The sequence below is a fragment of the Maribacter sp. LLG6340-A2 genome, from assembly GCF_045057105.1.
Classification (GTDB): Bacteria; Bacteroidota; Bacteroidia; order Flavobacteriales; family Flavobacteriaceae; genus Maribacter.
Genome location: NZ_CP159332.1, coordinates 2,419,012 through 2,434,667 on the forward strand (window position 1 = coordinate 2,419,012; position 15,656 = coordinate 2,434,667).

General features: G+C 36.3%; 17 protein-coding genes. 16 read left to right on the top strand and 1 reads right to left on the bottom strand.

Going from position 1 to position 15,656, the window contains the following annotated elements:
- Window positions 1–6 precede the first annotated feature (6 nt).
- From ABVM52_RS10135 to ABVM52_RS10210, 16 genes are all read left to right on the top strand, one after another.
- The gene (locus tag ABVM52_RS10135; protein WP_405380121.1) at window positions 7–1,839 is read left to right on the top strand and encodes a TonB family protein; all 1,833 of its coding nucleotides are present in this window, start codon (window positions 7–9) and stop codon (window positions 1,837–1,839) included.
- Window positions 1,840–2,979, top strand: a complete 1,140-nt coding sequence (locus tag ABVM52_RS10140) for a tetratricopeptide repeat protein (RefSeq protein WP_405380123.1) — start codon at window positions 1,840–1,842, stop codon at window positions 2,977–2,979.
- A 41-nt stretch (window positions 2,980–3,020) separates the two neighbouring features.
- Window positions 3,021–3,497, top strand: a complete 477-nt coding sequence (locus tag ABVM52_RS10145; protein WP_405380125.1) for a hypothetical protein — start codon at window positions 3,021–3,023, stop codon at window positions 3,495–3,497.
- A 4-nt stretch (window positions 3,498–3,501) separates the two neighbouring features.
- Complete coding sequence (gene ruvC, locus ABVM52_RS10150; RefSeq protein ID WP_405380127.1) at window positions 3,502–4,056, top strand: crossover junction endodeoxyribonuclease RuvC; 555 nt, start codon at window positions 3,502–3,504, stop codon at window positions 4,054–4,056.
- Between the two features lie 112 nt (window positions 4,057–4,168).
- Complete coding sequence (locus tag ABVM52_RS10155) at window positions 4,169–4,534, top strand: four helix bundle protein (RefSeq protein WP_405380129.1); 366 nt, start codon at window positions 4,169–4,171, stop codon at window positions 4,532–4,534.
- Between the two features lie 86 nt (window positions 4,535–4,620).
- Window positions 4,621–5,754, top strand: coding sequence for a radical SAM family heme chaperone HemW (gene hemW / locus ABVM52_RS10160; protein ID WP_405380131.1), 1,134 nt, complete (start codon window positions 4,621–4,623; stop codon window positions 5,752–5,754).
- A gap of 195 nt (window positions 5,755–5,949) precedes the next feature.
- Window positions 5,950–6,702, top strand: coding sequence for a cyclase family protein (locus ABVM52_RS10165; RefSeq protein ID WP_405380133.1), 753 nt, complete (start codon window positions 5,950–5,952; stop codon window positions 6,700–6,702).
- On the top strand, window positions 6,699–7,058 hold the full coding sequence (locus ABVM52_RS10170) for a DUF4260 domain-containing protein (protein WP_405380135.1): 360 nt from the start codon (window positions 6,699–6,701) through the stop codon (window positions 7,056–7,058). The genes ABVM52_RS10165 and ABVM52_RS10170 overlap by 4 nt, the downstream gene beginning before the upstream one ends.
- On the top strand, window positions 7,051–7,671 hold the full coding sequence (locus ABVM52_RS10175) for a DUF4230 domain-containing protein (RefSeq protein ID WP_405380137.1): 621 nt from the start codon (window positions 7,051–7,053) through the stop codon (window positions 7,669–7,671). Before ABVM52_RS10170 ends, ABVM52_RS10175 begins: the two co-directional genes overlap by 8 nt.
- 59 nt (window positions 7,672–7,730) lie before the next feature.
- Complete coding sequence (locus ABVM52_RS10180; protein WP_405385118.1) at window positions 7,731–8,090, top strand: Dabb family protein; 360 nt, start codon at window positions 7,731–7,733, stop codon at window positions 8,088–8,090.
- 9 nt (window positions 8,091–8,099) lie between these two features.
- Entirely contained in the window at window positions 8,100–8,642 is a 543-nt protein-coding gene (locus ABVM52_RS10185; RefSeq protein ID WP_405380139.1) for a GNAT family N-acetyltransferase, read from the top strand.
- A gap of 104 nt (window positions 8,643–8,746) precedes the next feature.
- Window positions 8,747–9,100 (top strand): MmcQ/YjbR family DNA-binding protein, encoded by a 354-nt coding sequence (locus ABVM52_RS10190; protein WP_405380141.1) that lies wholly within the window; start codon window positions 8,747–8,749, stop codon window positions 9,098–9,100.
- A 133-nt stretch (window positions 9,101–9,233) separates the two neighbouring features.
- The gene (locus tag ABVM52_RS10195; protein WP_405380143.1) at window positions 9,234–9,851 is read left to right on the top strand and encodes an ExbD/TolR family protein; all 618 of its coding nucleotides are present in this window, start codon (window positions 9,234–9,236) and stop codon (window positions 9,849–9,851) included.
- 4 nt (window positions 9,852–9,855) lie between these two features.
- On the top strand, window positions 9,856–10,344 hold the full coding sequence (locus ABVM52_RS10200; RefSeq protein ID WP_405380145.1) for an ExbD/TolR family protein: 489 nt from the start codon (window positions 9,856–9,858) through the stop codon (window positions 10,342–10,344).
- A gap of 144 nt (window positions 10,345–10,488) precedes the next feature.
- Window positions 10,489–12,261, top strand: coding sequence for a MutS-related protein (locus ABVM52_RS10205; protein ID WP_405380147.1), 1,773 nt, complete (start codon window positions 10,489–10,491; stop codon window positions 12,259–12,261).
- A gap of 63 nt (window positions 12,262–12,324) precedes the next feature.
- Complete coding sequence (locus tag ABVM52_RS10210; RefSeq protein ID WP_405380149.1) at window positions 12,325–13,326, top strand: metal-dependent hydrolase; 1,002 nt, start codon at window positions 12,325–12,327, stop codon at window positions 13,324–13,326.
- 4 nt (window positions 13,327–13,330) lie between these two features.
- On the opposite strand, the gene ABVM52_RS10215 is transcribed toward ABVM52_RS10210, so the two are convergent.
- On the bottom strand, window positions 13,331–15,649 hold the full coding sequence (locus ABVM52_RS10215; RefSeq protein ID WP_405380151.1) for a BamA/TamA family outer membrane protein: 2,319 nt from the start codon (window positions 15,647–15,649) through the stop codon (window positions 13,331–13,333).
- Between the last annotated feature and the right edge of the window lie 7 nt (window positions 15,650–15,656).

A 15,656-nucleotide genomic window follows, 5' to 3' on the forward strand; every position in this document is an offset into this window, starting at 1 on the left:
TGTTATATGTTACAGTATGTTCTAGAATGTATCGCTTTTCAGTTGTTGTTTTTAATGATTTATGATTTCCTTTTAAAGCGCGAAACTTTTTTTCAATGGAACCGTGTTTATCTTTTGGCAACCTACATGCTTTCATTGATATTGCCATGGGTTAAAATTGAGGCATTTAAACAACAGATACCGCAAGATTTTGTTCCGTATCCAGAGTTTTGGTGGAACATGCAAAAACCGGAAATAGCGGTAATGCCAACAGAAACTCCATTTTTACAACTCAGTTGGCAAGAAGGAATTTTTTATGGTGGTATGTTGGTAGCATGTGTGTTGTTTCTATTAAAACTACGCCAGTTATATCTTTTGAAAAAACAGGGCAACCACATAAAATATGAGGAGTTTACCCAAATTATCATCAGTAATAGCTCAATGGCTTTTTCATTTTTTAAATCTATATTCCTTGGTGATAAAGTGGTGGCCAAAGAACATGATACCATTATTGCCCATGAATTGGTGCATATTAGACAGGGCCATACGTGGGATTTATTATTCTTTGAACTCATGCGCGTTATTGCCTGGTTTAACCCCTTGGTATATGTGTACCAAAACAGGACGGCAGAGCTTCACGAATTTATTGCGGATGCCCAAGTAAACAAAGAGCAAAAACCCGCTCATTACCAACAGTTGTTATCTCAGGTCTTTGAGACGGAACATATATCGTTCATCAATCAATTTTTTACCAAATCATTAATCAAAAAACGAATAGTCATGTTACAAAAATCAAAATCGAAAAACGTATTTAAGTTAAAGTATTTATTGATGATTCCTTTAGTATTGGGAATGTTAATTTATTCAAGTTGTGAAAGTGATACCGCACCTAGCGAATTAAAAAATCAGGAGTTATCCTTAAATGACGAAGCTCTAATTGAAGAGATAAAACTTGAAATAAAGCAGGCAAAAAATCAATATGGAGAAAACTGGTTTATAGAAATGCCTAATGTATTTGGAGACCATCAATCTAAAGACTTTTATATACAAACTAAAAAGGAATATTTTAGAAGTAGTCTAGGTTTTATTTTTTATATGTCTGATTTGATGCAGAAGTATCCTGGTAAATTGAAAATTGATGTGGCATCTATGACCTATCCTTCAGAGAAGGAGTATACTAATTATGTAAAGAGAGAAAAGGCATTTCAAATTCTAGATCAAAATCTTAGAATATCAGTTAATGATAAAGATATGTCCATCAGTTTAATATTAAAAGATGATAAGAATTTAGGGCCAGGTGATTGGATAACTGTAAAAGATGTAAAAGATTTGACAGGGAGTGAAATAAAAAAGGTCAATACAGCTCTTGAAGAAATTAAAGGTACACCCAGAAATGTTGTAATTAAAGATGAACAATATTCATTTTTGATATTAAATAAAATACGCAAACCTCTGGATTTAGATTTTTTGGAAGAATCAAAAAACGATGCTGTTGGGAAAAGTGAGCCAACAAAAACCATGTCATTTGCAACTATAAATCAAGTTCCTATTTTTCCGGGCTGTGAAAATGCTTCGGACAAGCGAGCGTGTTTTAATGATAAAATTCAACTTCATATCAGTAAAAACTTTAGATACCCTATAGAAGCTCAAGAAGCCGGCATACAAGGCAGGGTAAGCGTTATGTTCATGATAACGGAAGAAGGGGCCATAGATAATATACGTACAAGAGGACCGGATAAACTATTGGAAGATGAGGTAGAACGTATTATAAAAAAATTACCTTCTATGACAGCCGGTAGGCATGAAGGTAAGAACGTAAATATTCCTTATTCAATTCCGGTTACTTTTAAATTACAGTAAGTGAAACAAGTTGCCATCCTTATTTTATGTATAAACATACGAATTGCCGGTGCTCAAACACCGGCAATTAGTATTGCAGACAGTCTTTATTCCTTAGGAGATTACTCCAAGGCCATAAATGCTTATGCAGAAATAGGAGGAAGTATTGCGGGGTTGCAAATTGCTAGAAGTTATAATGCCATTGGTAATTTTGAAAAGGCGATTATTGAATATGAACATCTAACTTCAGAAAATAATAGCAACCAGTTGGCCCTCTTTGAACTTGGTAAGCTCCTGCTAAAAACAAATCAGTTTAACAAGGCCATACCGGTATTTATACGGCTTGATAGTCTAAACTCAGAAAACCCGGAATTCCAATTTTACCTAGGAGAGGCCAAAAGAAAAGAAGGGAAGGTTATAGCTAGTCTTAACCATTATAAAAAGGCAATTACCTTGGATAGTACTCATCTAAGAAGTCTGTTTCAACTTGCAAAATATTATACTGTAAAGCAAGAAAGAGACATGGCGCTAAACTATATTGAAAAAGGTTTAGATTTTTATGGGAACGATGTGTCTTTTATTAATCTTAAGGCCCTGGTTTTGTTTAACGACTATCAATATGAAAATGCAATACCTTGGTTTGAGAAAGTTTTGGAGCTGGGAGAAACCAAGGACTATGTATATGAAAAATTAGCCCATAGTTATAACCATAATTGGGAATTTGAAAAGGCAAAGGAAGCATATAATATTTTATTGGATCGTGATGATGAGAACTCACAAACCTATTTTAGTATGGCCAAGGTTTATGTAAAAGAGAAAAAATTGGACAGCGCCAAATTATATGTTAAAAGGGCTATGGAAGTGCAAAAACCTATTTTTGCTCAAGGTTATAACGCATTGGCCGAGATAGCAAGGCAACAAAATGAAGTAAACAAAGCCTTTTCATACTATGAAATGGCACATGGGGAAGACCCGCAAGATGCCCGTATTTTTTATAATGTTTGCACTATGTATGATAATATAGGAAGCAACCCAAAGAAGAAGCTGGAGTATTATGAAAAATTCCTAAAGCAGTTTCCAAATGAACAGCCCTTTTATTATGAAACCATACGAAAACGCATCAAGGAATTAAAGGAACAAATCCATTTTTCAAAAGATTAAACTGCTTAAAAAATCGTAATTTCCCCTTTAGAACAGGTGTGATGAAACGATATTTGCTTTTCTTGTTAATTGCTTTGTTAAGTTCTTGTACCTTCTTTGAATCCAAAGAAAAAAGAACCCAAGAACTTATTAATGAAGAATTGGGCCAAATAGACTGGAATACGGTAGACTCTTACCCTTTTTTCTATACCTGTGATGAAGCGGCATCTAAGACGGAACAGAAAATATGCTTTGAAGAAACACTGATCTCTCATTTTCAGCAAACTCTAAATGATTTTGAATTTACCCTCAATGATACGGATAGCGAAACAATACATGTAACATTTATCATTGATACCTTAGGGATGATCAAGGTCGTTGATATAGAAAAAGATGCATCTGTATTGGAACAAATGCCAGAATTTGATGGTATTATTACGCAAAGCTTAAAGAATCTTCCTAAACTTGCACCCGCTTTAAAGCAGGCAAAACCGGTAAATTCTAAATACCGTATTCCGGTACAATTAAACACAAATTAAGAATTTGGCTAACGAGAAAATAATATTGGGGATAGATCCTGGTACTACCATTATGGGCTTTGGCCTCATAAAAGTAGTGAACAAAAAAATGGAGTTTGTTCAAATGAACGAGTTGTTGCTTCAAAAATACAATGACCCCTACACCAAATTAAAACTCATTTTTGAGCGCACCATAGAACTAATAGATACCTATCACCCCGATGAGATTGCTATTGAGGCCCCGTTCTTTGGAAAAAACGTCCAATCTATGCTTAAATTGGGTCGTGCACAAGGGGTAGCTATGGCTGCCGGATTATCGCGTCAAATACCCATTACGGAATACTTGCCCAAAAAAATAAAAATGGCCATTACCGGAAACGGAAATGCCAGTAAAGAGCAAGTGGCCAAAATGTTACAAAGCATGTTGAACTTAAAAACACTTCCAAAAAACTTGGATAGCACAGATGGTCTTGCCGCTGCCGTCTGCCATTTTTATAATGAAGGCAGGGTTGAAATTGGTAAAAGTTACACCGGTTGGGATGCATTTGTAAAGCAAAATGAGAAAAGGGTTAAGAAGTAGTTCTCAGTAGGCAGTATCAGTATTCAGTTGGCGGTACCAGTATTCAGTTGGCAGTATCAGTTAGTAGTATCAGTATTCAGTAGCAGGTGGTAGTAGTAATAAATAAATTTATATGCAGTTTCAAGATTTATTGGCTTATAAGAAGTCTTTTGCGCTTGCAATGAAAATATTTCATATTTCAAAAAACTTTCCAAAAGAGGAGAAATATTCTTTGACCGATCAAATAAGACGTTCTTCTAGAAGCGTAAGTGCTAATATTGCAGAAGCATATCGTAAAAGAAGTTATCCTAAGCACTTTATAAGTAAGTTGACTGATTGTGATGCGGAAAATTCTGAAACTCAAACTTGGCTAGAGTTTGCGTTTCAATGTGAATATATAGACCAAAAAACTTTAAATGATTTTAAAAAAGATAGTGAAGAAGTGGGTAAGCTTTTAAATTATATGATAAATAATCCAAGTAAATTCGGTTCAGAATAGGAACTGAAAACTGAAACTGTCAACTGAATACTGTCAACTGTCAACTGTCAACTGAATACTGATACTGCCTACTGAAAACTGAACATATGTCCGGAATCTACATCCATATTCCTTTTTGCAAGCAGGCTTGCCATTATTGCGATTTTCATTTTTCTACCTCCATGGGGAAGAAGGAGACCATGGTGAACGCATTGTGTAAGGAGATAGAAATGCGTAAAAATGAGTTTATAGGTGAAACGGTAGAGACCATCTATTTTGGCGGGGGTACACCATCTGTGCTACAGACCTGTGAAATTGAACAGTTGCTACATACTGTTCGCGAACATTACACCGTTATTGCCAACCCGGAAATAACTTTAGAGGCCAACCCAGATGATCTATCCGAAGAAAAAATACTGCAACTGGCAGCTAGCCCTATAAACCGATTAAGTATTGGTATCCAGTCTTTTTTTGAGGAAGATTTAAGGTTGATGAACAGGGCGCACAATGCCCAAGAAGCGGAAAAATGCTTACAGTTGGCAAAACAATATTTTAATAATATTTCTATTGATTTAATTTACGGCATGCCCAATATGAGTGTTGCACGCTGGAAAGAAAATATAGATAAAGCCTTGCATTATGATATTCCGCACATTTCTAGTTATGCTCTCACGGTAGAACCTAAAACCGCACTGGCAAAATTTGTTGAGGAAGGATTGATCATTCCTGCTTCTGATGAAGAGACACAAGCGCATTTTAACCTTTTGAACAAAACATTGTTGAATGCTGGTTATGATTGCTATGAAATTTCCAATTTTGGTAAACCTGGGTACTATTCAAAAAACAATTCTGCCTATTGGCAACAAAAAAAGTATATAGGCATTGGTCCGTCCGCACATTCTTTTGATGGGGTACGTAGGGGGTGGAACGTTAATAACAATCCTAAGTATATGAAATCCATCAATGCAGGTATGCTGCCCATTGAGGAAGAAATTCTATCTACCACAGATAGGTACAATGAATATATTATGACCGGACTCCGAACTATTTGGGGCGTATCTATGGATAGGATAAAGTCGGATTTTGGAGAAAAGTATAAGGAGTATGCCCTCCTACAGGCCGAAAAATATATTACCGAACATTTGCTTTTCTTTGATGGTGATGTATTAAAAACTACCCAAAAAGGTATGTTCTTGGCAGATGGTATTGCATCGAATTTATTTATGGTCAATTTAAAATGAGTCATAGCTTTTAGTTCTCGCCACCTAAATGTATTTTGGTTTCAGGATAAAACAGTGCCACTAAACTTTTAAGAACATTAGTTGTTTAAAAACGTCACGCTATTCTGGCACCAGATACGGGTAACAGACCAAAAAGTTGTATTTTTCTACTTTATAGAATTTATACATAGCCAGCCATAAACCGTCCAATTTACAATGAAAGCAACAATTCATCATAAAGATTATGCATATCAAATCGACTTATCTAAACCCATAGATATTTCAATTGCTATTTCTGGTGGTAAAGAGAACGTAAATGCGTGGTATGTAGATGCTCCAAAGATAGAACCGCATCAAGAAGGCGATTTTGTTGGGGCGGTAGAGAACGGTGCTTCCACCAATTTTTTTGACATCAGCTTTAATCCTCACGCCCATGGTACACATACGGAATGTGTGGGTCATATTTCTAAAGAACATCAATCTATAAATCAACAAATTCATCAATTTTTTTATTTTGCTTCATTGGTTTCCATTTCACCAGAAGAAAGAAACGGTGATGTTGTCATTACCAAGGAGCAGCTCATAAAGGCCATTGGTGAAGATTCACCTCAGGCACTGGTCATACGTACCTTGCCCAATACAACGAACAAGTTAAACAGACAATATTCACATACCAATCCGCCATATATTTTAGAAAATGCCATGGAATATATACGTGAAAGAGGGGTAGAACATTTGTTAATAGATTTACCTTCCGTAGACAAGGAAAAGGATGATGGAGCACTTTTGGCTCATAAGGCTTTTTGGAATTTTAATGGAAACGTACGGGTAGGAGCAACTATTACAGAATTTATTTATGTGGATGATGCCATTAGCGATGGTCTGTATTTTTTAAATCTTCAGATAGCACCTTTTGAAAATGATGCAAGCCCCAGTAGACCGGTAATGTATAAAATAATAGCAAAATGAAAAATCTTTTAAAATTAGAAGAAGTAACACTTATGGTACTGGGCATATTTATGTTTGGTTTGTTAGGATATTCTTGGTGGTGGTTACCGGCCTTGATCTTAGTGCCAGATATAAGTATGGCAGGGTATCTCTTTGGTCCAAAAGTAGGGGCGGTTTGTTATAATATTGCACACCATAGGGGCGTAGCGGTGTTATTGTACTTTGTAGGAATCTATTTTTTATTGCCTATTGTTCAATTAATAGGTACAATTCTTTTCATCCATACGGCCATGGACCGTATCTTTGGGTACGGACTTAAATATGAAAAAGGCTTTAAGTTTACCCATTTGGGGGAAATAGGAAATACAAATGGATAATATATTCGATACAGTTCTTGGCTTAATTTTAGGGGCTATTGGTACCTATTGGGTCTTTACTTTTTTTAGGGGAAAGAAATCCAAGGAAATTACCACCCATCAATCTACGGTACTTTTAGAAAAAATGAAGAGTGTATGTAAGCTCATCTCGGTAGAAGGTGATTTTGCCGAAATCTATAAGTACGAGAATGTCAAGGACTTCATGAGCTTGGTCAGTAGTAAGAAAAAAGCCTTGGTCGTCATTAAGGCAAAAGCCCACATAGGTTATGACCTTAATAAATTAATGATGCACGCAGATGAGGATAGAAAATTGATCGTATTGGATAATTTTCCGCAACCAGAGGTATTGAGTATAGAACCTGAGCTGGAGTTTTATGATATTAAAAGCGGATTTTTCAACTTTTTTGTACCGGAAGATTTAACCAGGTTAAATGCAGAAGCCAAAACCCATATCCGTGAGAAAATACCGGAAAGTGGTCTTATGGAAAATGCACGAAAAGAAGCTTTGCAAACCGTATTGATCATGGAGAAAATTGTAGAAACCATAGGGTGGAAACTGGACTACACGGCACTTAAAATTCCACAACAACAAATAGAAAAGTTAGAAGAGTAACCATAACCCATTATTATTTAAAAATGAAAAACATAATTTGTATTCTTGCAATAACCTTAATGACCAGTATTAGTTTTGGTCAAAATGAAAATGAAATGAAAACATTTGATTCCAACTTTACGCATACGGTATTTTTTTGGTTAAAAAACCCAGATAGTGCTACTGACCGTGCGGCTTTTGAAACTTCACTTAAGAAATTCTTGGACAACTCCGGTTATGCCAAAACTAAATTTATTGGTACACCGCCTAAAGCAAGTAGAGATGTGGTAGATGGCTCGTTTACCTACTCATTGATCGTTACTTTTGAATCTGATGAGGCACAACAAGCTTATCAAGATGAAGCCCCACATAAGTTGTTCATAGAAGAATCTAGCGACTTGTGGACCAAGGTGATTGTTTATGATTCTAAAGGCATCTAGCCATACCTTGTGGTGGTCATAAGACATGCCATTAAAGCAGATGCTGCTCGTATTGCCAATTTACATGCCCTAAGTTGGCAACAGCATTATAGAGAAGCTTTTAGTAGCCATTTTTTGGATGTTGAGGTTTTTGATGAACGGTTAAAGGTTTGGCAGAAACGCCTCCATAATAAAAATGACCGTCAACATGTTCTTGTAGCTGAAGAAAACGGCAGTTTATTGGGTTTTATTTGTTCCTATTTTGATGAGCACCCAATATATGGTACCTATTTGGACAATCTTCATGTAAGCGTACAGGCAAAGGGTAGGGGAATAGGTACGCAATTGATGGCTAAGCTGGCCGAGGAACTCATCAGTAGAAAATCTAATCTTGGTTTTTATCTTTGGGTATTGACCACGAACACCCCGGCTATATTGTTTTATGAAGGATTGGGTGGTAAGGCATTAGATACTGTAGAGGCAAACGACATTGGAGATTCAACCTTTTTCAAGACCAGATATGTATGGAACAATATGTCAGATTTCTTAGGATTGGTGGCTTTGAGGATTTAAGTACTTGGTATTAAGTTTTAAGTACAAAGTACAAAGTACTGAGTAATAAGTATGAAGGTGGTATATTTTGTTTAAAGTATTATGAAATCTTTTAATATTACATAATGAACATAGAAGAATTTAGGGCGTACTGTCTGGCTAAAAAAGGAGTTACCGAAGGTTTTCCGTTCGATGAAAAAACTTTGGTCTTCAAGGTCATGGGCAAAATGTTTGCGGTTAGTGGCCTTGAACGTATACCCTCACAAGTGAATCTTAAATGTGATCCAGATAAAGCTATAGAACTTCGTGAAAACCATGATGGTATTATTGAAGCTTGGCATATGAGTAAAAAACATTGGAACGCAGTTTATATAGAAAGTTTACCTCCAGATTTCATTAAAGGCCTTATTGATGATTCCTATGATATGGTTGTGGCAAAATTCACCAAAAAATTAAAAGCGGAGTTAGATGCCCTTTAACAGCATTTGGTAATAGCATTCTTAGTTTAAGAAAAAAAGTCTGGTTACTCATTCAAAAGGGGTGTTCACTCATTTAAGGTTTTTTTCTTCTATTAGATTTTGGTAATTGATAGTGCATCTAAAAGCACTATTTATGAAGTATCACAGAGCGCCTCAAGAAGTAAATGCCGGATCCATGGCAGATATCGCTTTCTTATTATTGATTTTTTTCTTGGTCACCACATCTATAGAAAATGATGTAGGGCTAAACCGTTTATTGCCACCTGAAAAGACTGACGATATTGTAGATATAAAAGAGCGGAACCTTTTTGAAATTGTAATTAACGATAGTGATGATATAATGGCTGAAAATGAAATAGTTCAGCTTGAAAATCTTAGGTCGCAAGTAATTGATTTTATAGATAACGGGGGGTTATTGGTAGACAAAGATGGTTATTGTGATTACTGTAAAGGATCCCGTTTAGATATTTCCTCCGAGAATCCCACAAAAGCTATAATATCCTTAAAAGCATCACGTAATACAAGTTACCCCATTTATGTAGCGGTGCAAAATGAGATTATAGGAGCATATAATCATTTAAGGAACAGAGAAAGTTTAAGGGTGTTCGGCACCTCCTTTGAAACTATGTATGAAGAATATTATAGTGAAGAAACAGCGGAAACTAAAAAAGAAAAATTAAAGGAGCAACTTGAATTTGTAAGAGAATTATATCCCCAAAAAATTCTAGAAGCGGAAACTGTAAAAAATTAATGTTATGATAAGATTTAATAAAAATACTTCCAATAGAAAATTGCCGCCTGTCTCTACAGCTTCATTACCTGATATCGTATTTATTCTGCTGTTTTTCTTTATGACCGTTACCGTAATGAAGAACCAAAATCTTTTGGTGGCCAATACTTTGCCTAAAGCTACGGAAACCGAAAAATTAAACAAGAAGGATCGTGTTATAGAAATTTTTATAGGTGCGCCTACTATAGAGGGTACAATGGGTTTGGGGAAAGAACCTAGAATACAAATGGGTGAAAAATTTATTTCACTGAACGAGTTGGAGGATCATGCATTACAGGCCTTAGCGAAAATGCCAGAACACTTAAGAGGAGTGGCAACGGTTTCAATAAAAGCTGATGTAGCTATAAAAATGGGTATAATAGAAGATGTAAAGAAAAAACTTAGGACAGTGAACTTGTTAAAGATAAATTATACCACTTATGACGGCAATGTATTTGACAATCTGAATCAATAAAAATAATAAAGTTGCTTCATTTTTTACAGTCCTATTAGTAAAGGATGAGCACTAAAGTTAAGACTTTGATTAGATGCCCTCTAAAAGTATTACCGCTATCAATTTCTAAGAGTATCTTTGCATACTTAAAACGTTAGGGGCAGAATGAAGAATTTATTGGAATTATATAACCAAAGAGTTATAAAATTTGAAAAGGAGGTTGCGGAACTCAATCAAAATTTACAGCTTCTCAGTACATTAAGATTGGTAGTATTTCTTCTAACCGCCGTAGCGGTATATTTTGCCGCTGTAAATGCAAAATATGTTCTAGGGACTTTAATTGTAGGTATTCCGTTGTTTTTGTATTTAGTTTCAAAGCATGCAAATATTAAAGCAAAAAAGGCAAAGGCAAAAGAGTTGGTTGCCATAAATAACTTGGAAATTCAGGTTTTGCACCGTAATTATAGCCAACTGGCCACTGGCAAAGAATTTAATCAAGGGGCACATTATTTTAGCCAGGATATTGACCTTTTTGGTAAAGGTTCTTTTTTTCAGATCAGTAATAGAACCCAACTGAAAGAAGGCGGTGAAAAATTGGCCGCTATTTACTTGGAAAACTCCATTAAAGGGATCACTCAAAAACAACATGCTGTAAAAGAAATAGGGGAGATGATAGATTGGCGTCAGGAATTTTCTGCTTTGGCCTCACTTACCAAAACGGAGACTTCCACAAAAACCATCACCCACTGGTTGGAGAATTATATCCCTTTCGTTCCTAAGGCAATGCAATATATACCATGGGTGTTTTCCATATTGTCCATTGCTGTATTTGTGGCCTATTTTTTTAATTTGATTCCAGAATCATTATTGATTTTATGGTGGGCTTTAGGATTGATAATTGTGGGACTTTTTACCAAAAAGGTCATGAAATTAGGACAAGATGCCTCTAAATTAAAATCCACCTTTGACCAGTACAACCAATTATTGGCCATGGTTGAAAACACTAGGTTTACATCTGACTTATTAAAAAAGGAACAGGCTAAAATTATAAGTAAGGGCGAAAAGAATGCCAAGGTGCTGAAAAAATTTGCAACCTTATTGGGGAATTTGGACCGCAATAATAACCTCCTATATATTTTAATTGCGAACGGATTTTTTCTGCGCTCTTTGGTAGACTGCCTTGCTATTGAAAAATGGATTGCGGCACACGGCAAAGAAGTTGGTAAATGGTTTCATGCCATTACTTTTTTTGATGCTTATAATAGTTTGGGGAATTATGCGTTTAACCATACCTCGTTTACGTATCCAAATATTGTAGATAGCAAAGAGGTACTACGCGCTAAACAAGCGGGTCATCCATTACTTGATCCATCTAAAAGTATCCTGAACGATATTTCAATTGATAGTGGGGAATTCTTCATTATTACGGGGGCCAATATGGCAGGGAAAAGTACCTTTTTACGAACAGTTTCCCTACAGATTATGATGGCTAATGTAGGCCTGCCGGTCTGTGCGGAAGCGGCAACGTATTCGCCCATTAAATTGATTACGAGTATGCGGACTACAGATTCCCTAACCGATGATGAATCTTACTTTTTTTCAGAATTGAAGCGTTTGCGCTACATTGTTGATGAAATTCAAAACGACCGCTATTTTATTGTACTGGACGAAATATTAAAAGGAACCAATAGTACGGATAAAGCACTTGGGTCAAGAAAATTTGTGGAGCGTTTGGTAAAGAGTAAGTCTACAGGTATTATTGCTACTCATGACCTAAGCCTATGTGAAGTGGCTACGGAATACCCCATGGTTAAAAACCACTATTTTGATGCCGAAATCATTAATAATGAACTTCATTTTGATTACACTTTTAAAGATGGAATCTGTCAGAATATGAATGCCTCCTTCTTGTTAAAGAAGATGGGTATTGTGGAGTAGTGTATGCCAAAATGGTATCACTTTCTAGTTGTTTAAATAGGTAATTACAGATAAAGTAGCGTCATGGATTCATTGACTCAAATAGTTTTAGGAGCAGCGGTAGGTGAAGTCGTCCTTGGAAAAAAAGTAGGAAATAAGGCCATGCTTTTTGGTGCTATAGCAGGTACCATTCCAGATTTGGATGTTGTGGCCCGTTATATTTTTGATACGGTAACCGCTACGGAAATTCACAGGGGCTTTAGCCATTCCATATTCTTCTCGGACTTGTTTGCGCCTATATTTGGGTGGTTGGTATGGCAGTTGAATAAAAAAGATAGGGCAAGCTGGATAGATTGGTCATGGCTCATGTTTTGGGGTTTGTTCACCCACCCTATTTTAGATGCCTTTACCACTTGGGGCACCCAATTGTTCTGGCCATTTTCTAACCGACTGGCCTTTCAAAGCATATTCGTAATCGACCCACTGTATACGCTGCCGTTTTTAATTTGCCTTATTTTGGCATTATTTCAAAATCGTACTTCTTTAAAACGATTAAAACTTGCTAGGCTTGGTCTAATTCTTAGCAGTTCCTATTTGGTGTTGACCTTGTTGTTAAAAGGTGTGGCCTTTCAACAATTCAAAAATGCTTTGGTTACGCAAAATATCGTATATAAAGATGTAAATACCAGGCCGGCACCTTTTAATACCGTGCTCTGGATGGCAAATGTTGATACGGATGATGCCTATCTTTTAGGGGAATATTCCTTTTTTGATTCGCAGCCCATATCCTTTAAACAATATCCAAAACAACATGATTTATTGGGCGGTTTGGCAGAGCATGACAAGGTTAAGCGACTTATAGCTATTACGGAAGGTTGGTATACTGTGACGGAGAAAGACGGAAAACTTTATATCAACGATTTACGGTTTGGATTAATAAGTATGGATGCAACAGAAGACCAGTTTGCCTTTAGTTATCAACTTAGTCAAAACAATGGTGAACTTACCATAACGGAAATGCCAAAATATAGAAAAGACGCAAAACGCTTATTGGCCGCTCTTTGGCAGCGTATGTCGGGGAATTGAACAATTAAAAAGGATATCCTATTGCAAAATTCAAAGTCATATTATTGTCCAAATCACTTATAAATGGGGTGTTCCAACGGTTGTTCTTGGGTAGATAAGGCACCCGTAAGGGCGATGCCAAATCTAATCGAATTACAAAATTTTGGATATCTAAACGCATGCCAAAACCTACCCCAACTGCAACCTCTGACAGCCAGTCCTTTTCAAATTTTCCGTCGGTGAACAGGGTTTGTGAAAATGTACTGTTTTGTTGATCATCCTCTATTTCAGAATAATCTCCCGTTAGCCACACATTTCCCGCATCCACAAAAAATGCGCCTTTTAGGTAGGAGAACAGGGGAAATCTATATTCTACATTAGCTTCTAATTTTAAATTTCCAGAACGGTCAAAGAAATCCGTAGATGAGTTTTCTGTTTCGGCATTAAAATTACCTGGGCCTAATGAACGTATATTAAATGCCCGCACACTATAAGGCCCGCCAGAAAAAAATTGTTTTACAAAAGGCATGGTTTCGCTATTGCCATAAGGAATACCCCAACCGGCATAGAGTCTGGAAACTAAGGTACGTTCTTTTTGCCATCGCATGTAAAAACGTAAATCAGCATCAACTTTTGCATATTGGGCAAATTCTGCTCCAAAAATGGTGTTGGAACTACTGACTAAACTAAATAGGTTACCTGCTAAATCTAAATTGGTAGAAAAGTACAGAGGATATTCTTTGCCAAGGTCGGAGACTTCATCGTAGGTAAAGCCATATATGAGTCCCGCAATAAAACGTTGGTCAAAACTTCTACGTAAAAACGGATTGTCATCAAGAATTGTTTGAAAATCATCCGTAACATTAGAAAGTCTGGAGTAATTTATACTAATTGGGTCAAATTGATGAAAGACATACTGGTTTTCTTTCCATGTATACCCAAAGGAAGTATTTATAGAACTTAAAGTAAACAACTGGCTGCGCTGCAGAAAGTCAAACCCTAGTGAAATTTTGGTTTTTGGTACGGCATATTTAAAGCGTTTTGGGGAAAAGGGTATGGATCGCGGAATAATTAAATCTGCCTTTATACCGGCTGCTATACTACTTAAATTGGAATTGTTTCCACTGGACAATTGCGCTTCATAGGAGAAATTGGTAGAAAGACTTAAGGTTTCACCACCATTGAAAAGATTTCTGTTGTGATAGGTCAAAACTAACCCTGGTCCGGTGAAACCATTGGATTTTGAAACCGCTTGTAGCTCTGCACGTAATGACCGTTTAGTCAATGGAGCCAAGTAGATATCAGCGGCTAAGGAGCCTCCATTACCATCAGTTGCGGTAGTATCTAGTTCCGTATACTGGATATTTACAAATTTATAGCTCCCTAGGGCAGAAAGCCGATTGCTGGTAAGTTTGGAACTATTGGCATCATATAAATCCCCTTCGTTGAACAGTATATAAGATTCCAATAAATCTGGTTTAAAATAAAGTTCCTTCTGTACAAAATCAATACCGTTTACTTGGGTGGTATTTTCTGCTGTCAAGGGCAGGGTGTCACCCTCAATAGCATAATTGGGATATACCGTAATAGAATCTATGGTATATGGAATGGCCGCCCGTGAGGGTACATCTTTTTTAAGTCTAAGAAATAGGTCAAATTTTCTATTTTTATATTGATTGGTATCAGCCTCAAATATCAATAAATCTTCTTGGCTATTGTAATATCCTTTTTGTTTTAGTCCGTTGTTTAGTCGCGCTCTTTCCGCTTTTAATAAATTAAGGTCAAAACGGTCGCCTTTGGAAAGGACGGTTTCTGGCAACATTTTTTTAATTTCTTCGTAAATGGGTAAGGAATCGGTTTCCAGTTTGTAATCTTCCAGGGTATAGGGAGCGGGCAGTTCTGCGGAATAATCAACGGATGCAAATTTACCATCTATTTGGGTTTTGGAATTTGTGCGGCTATAGAAAAAACCGTTGTTGTCCAATCTATTAAGAATCAATTCTTCTACCCGTTCTGGATTTACATCGGAAAAATAAACAGGTTCTTCACCAAAAGATTTGTTCAGGAATTTATAGATAAACCCTGGTTTGTTACGTTGTGCCTTGTAATGAAAAAATAAGGCAGGTTTCATCCCTAAAAATGTGGTGTTAGGGTTTGGCTCAATGAGATTGTACAATTCCGTTCTTACTTCTTTTAGGTCCTTTATATCACCTGAGGTCTCTAAATTCAACGTTGCGCCTGTATATAATTGTTCTCCTTCAGGAATAAATTTCTCAATGCCACAGGAAGCTATAAGCAAGAATGCTAAAAAAGACAGTATTTTATAAGTGTGCTTAATTTTCAATTTATAA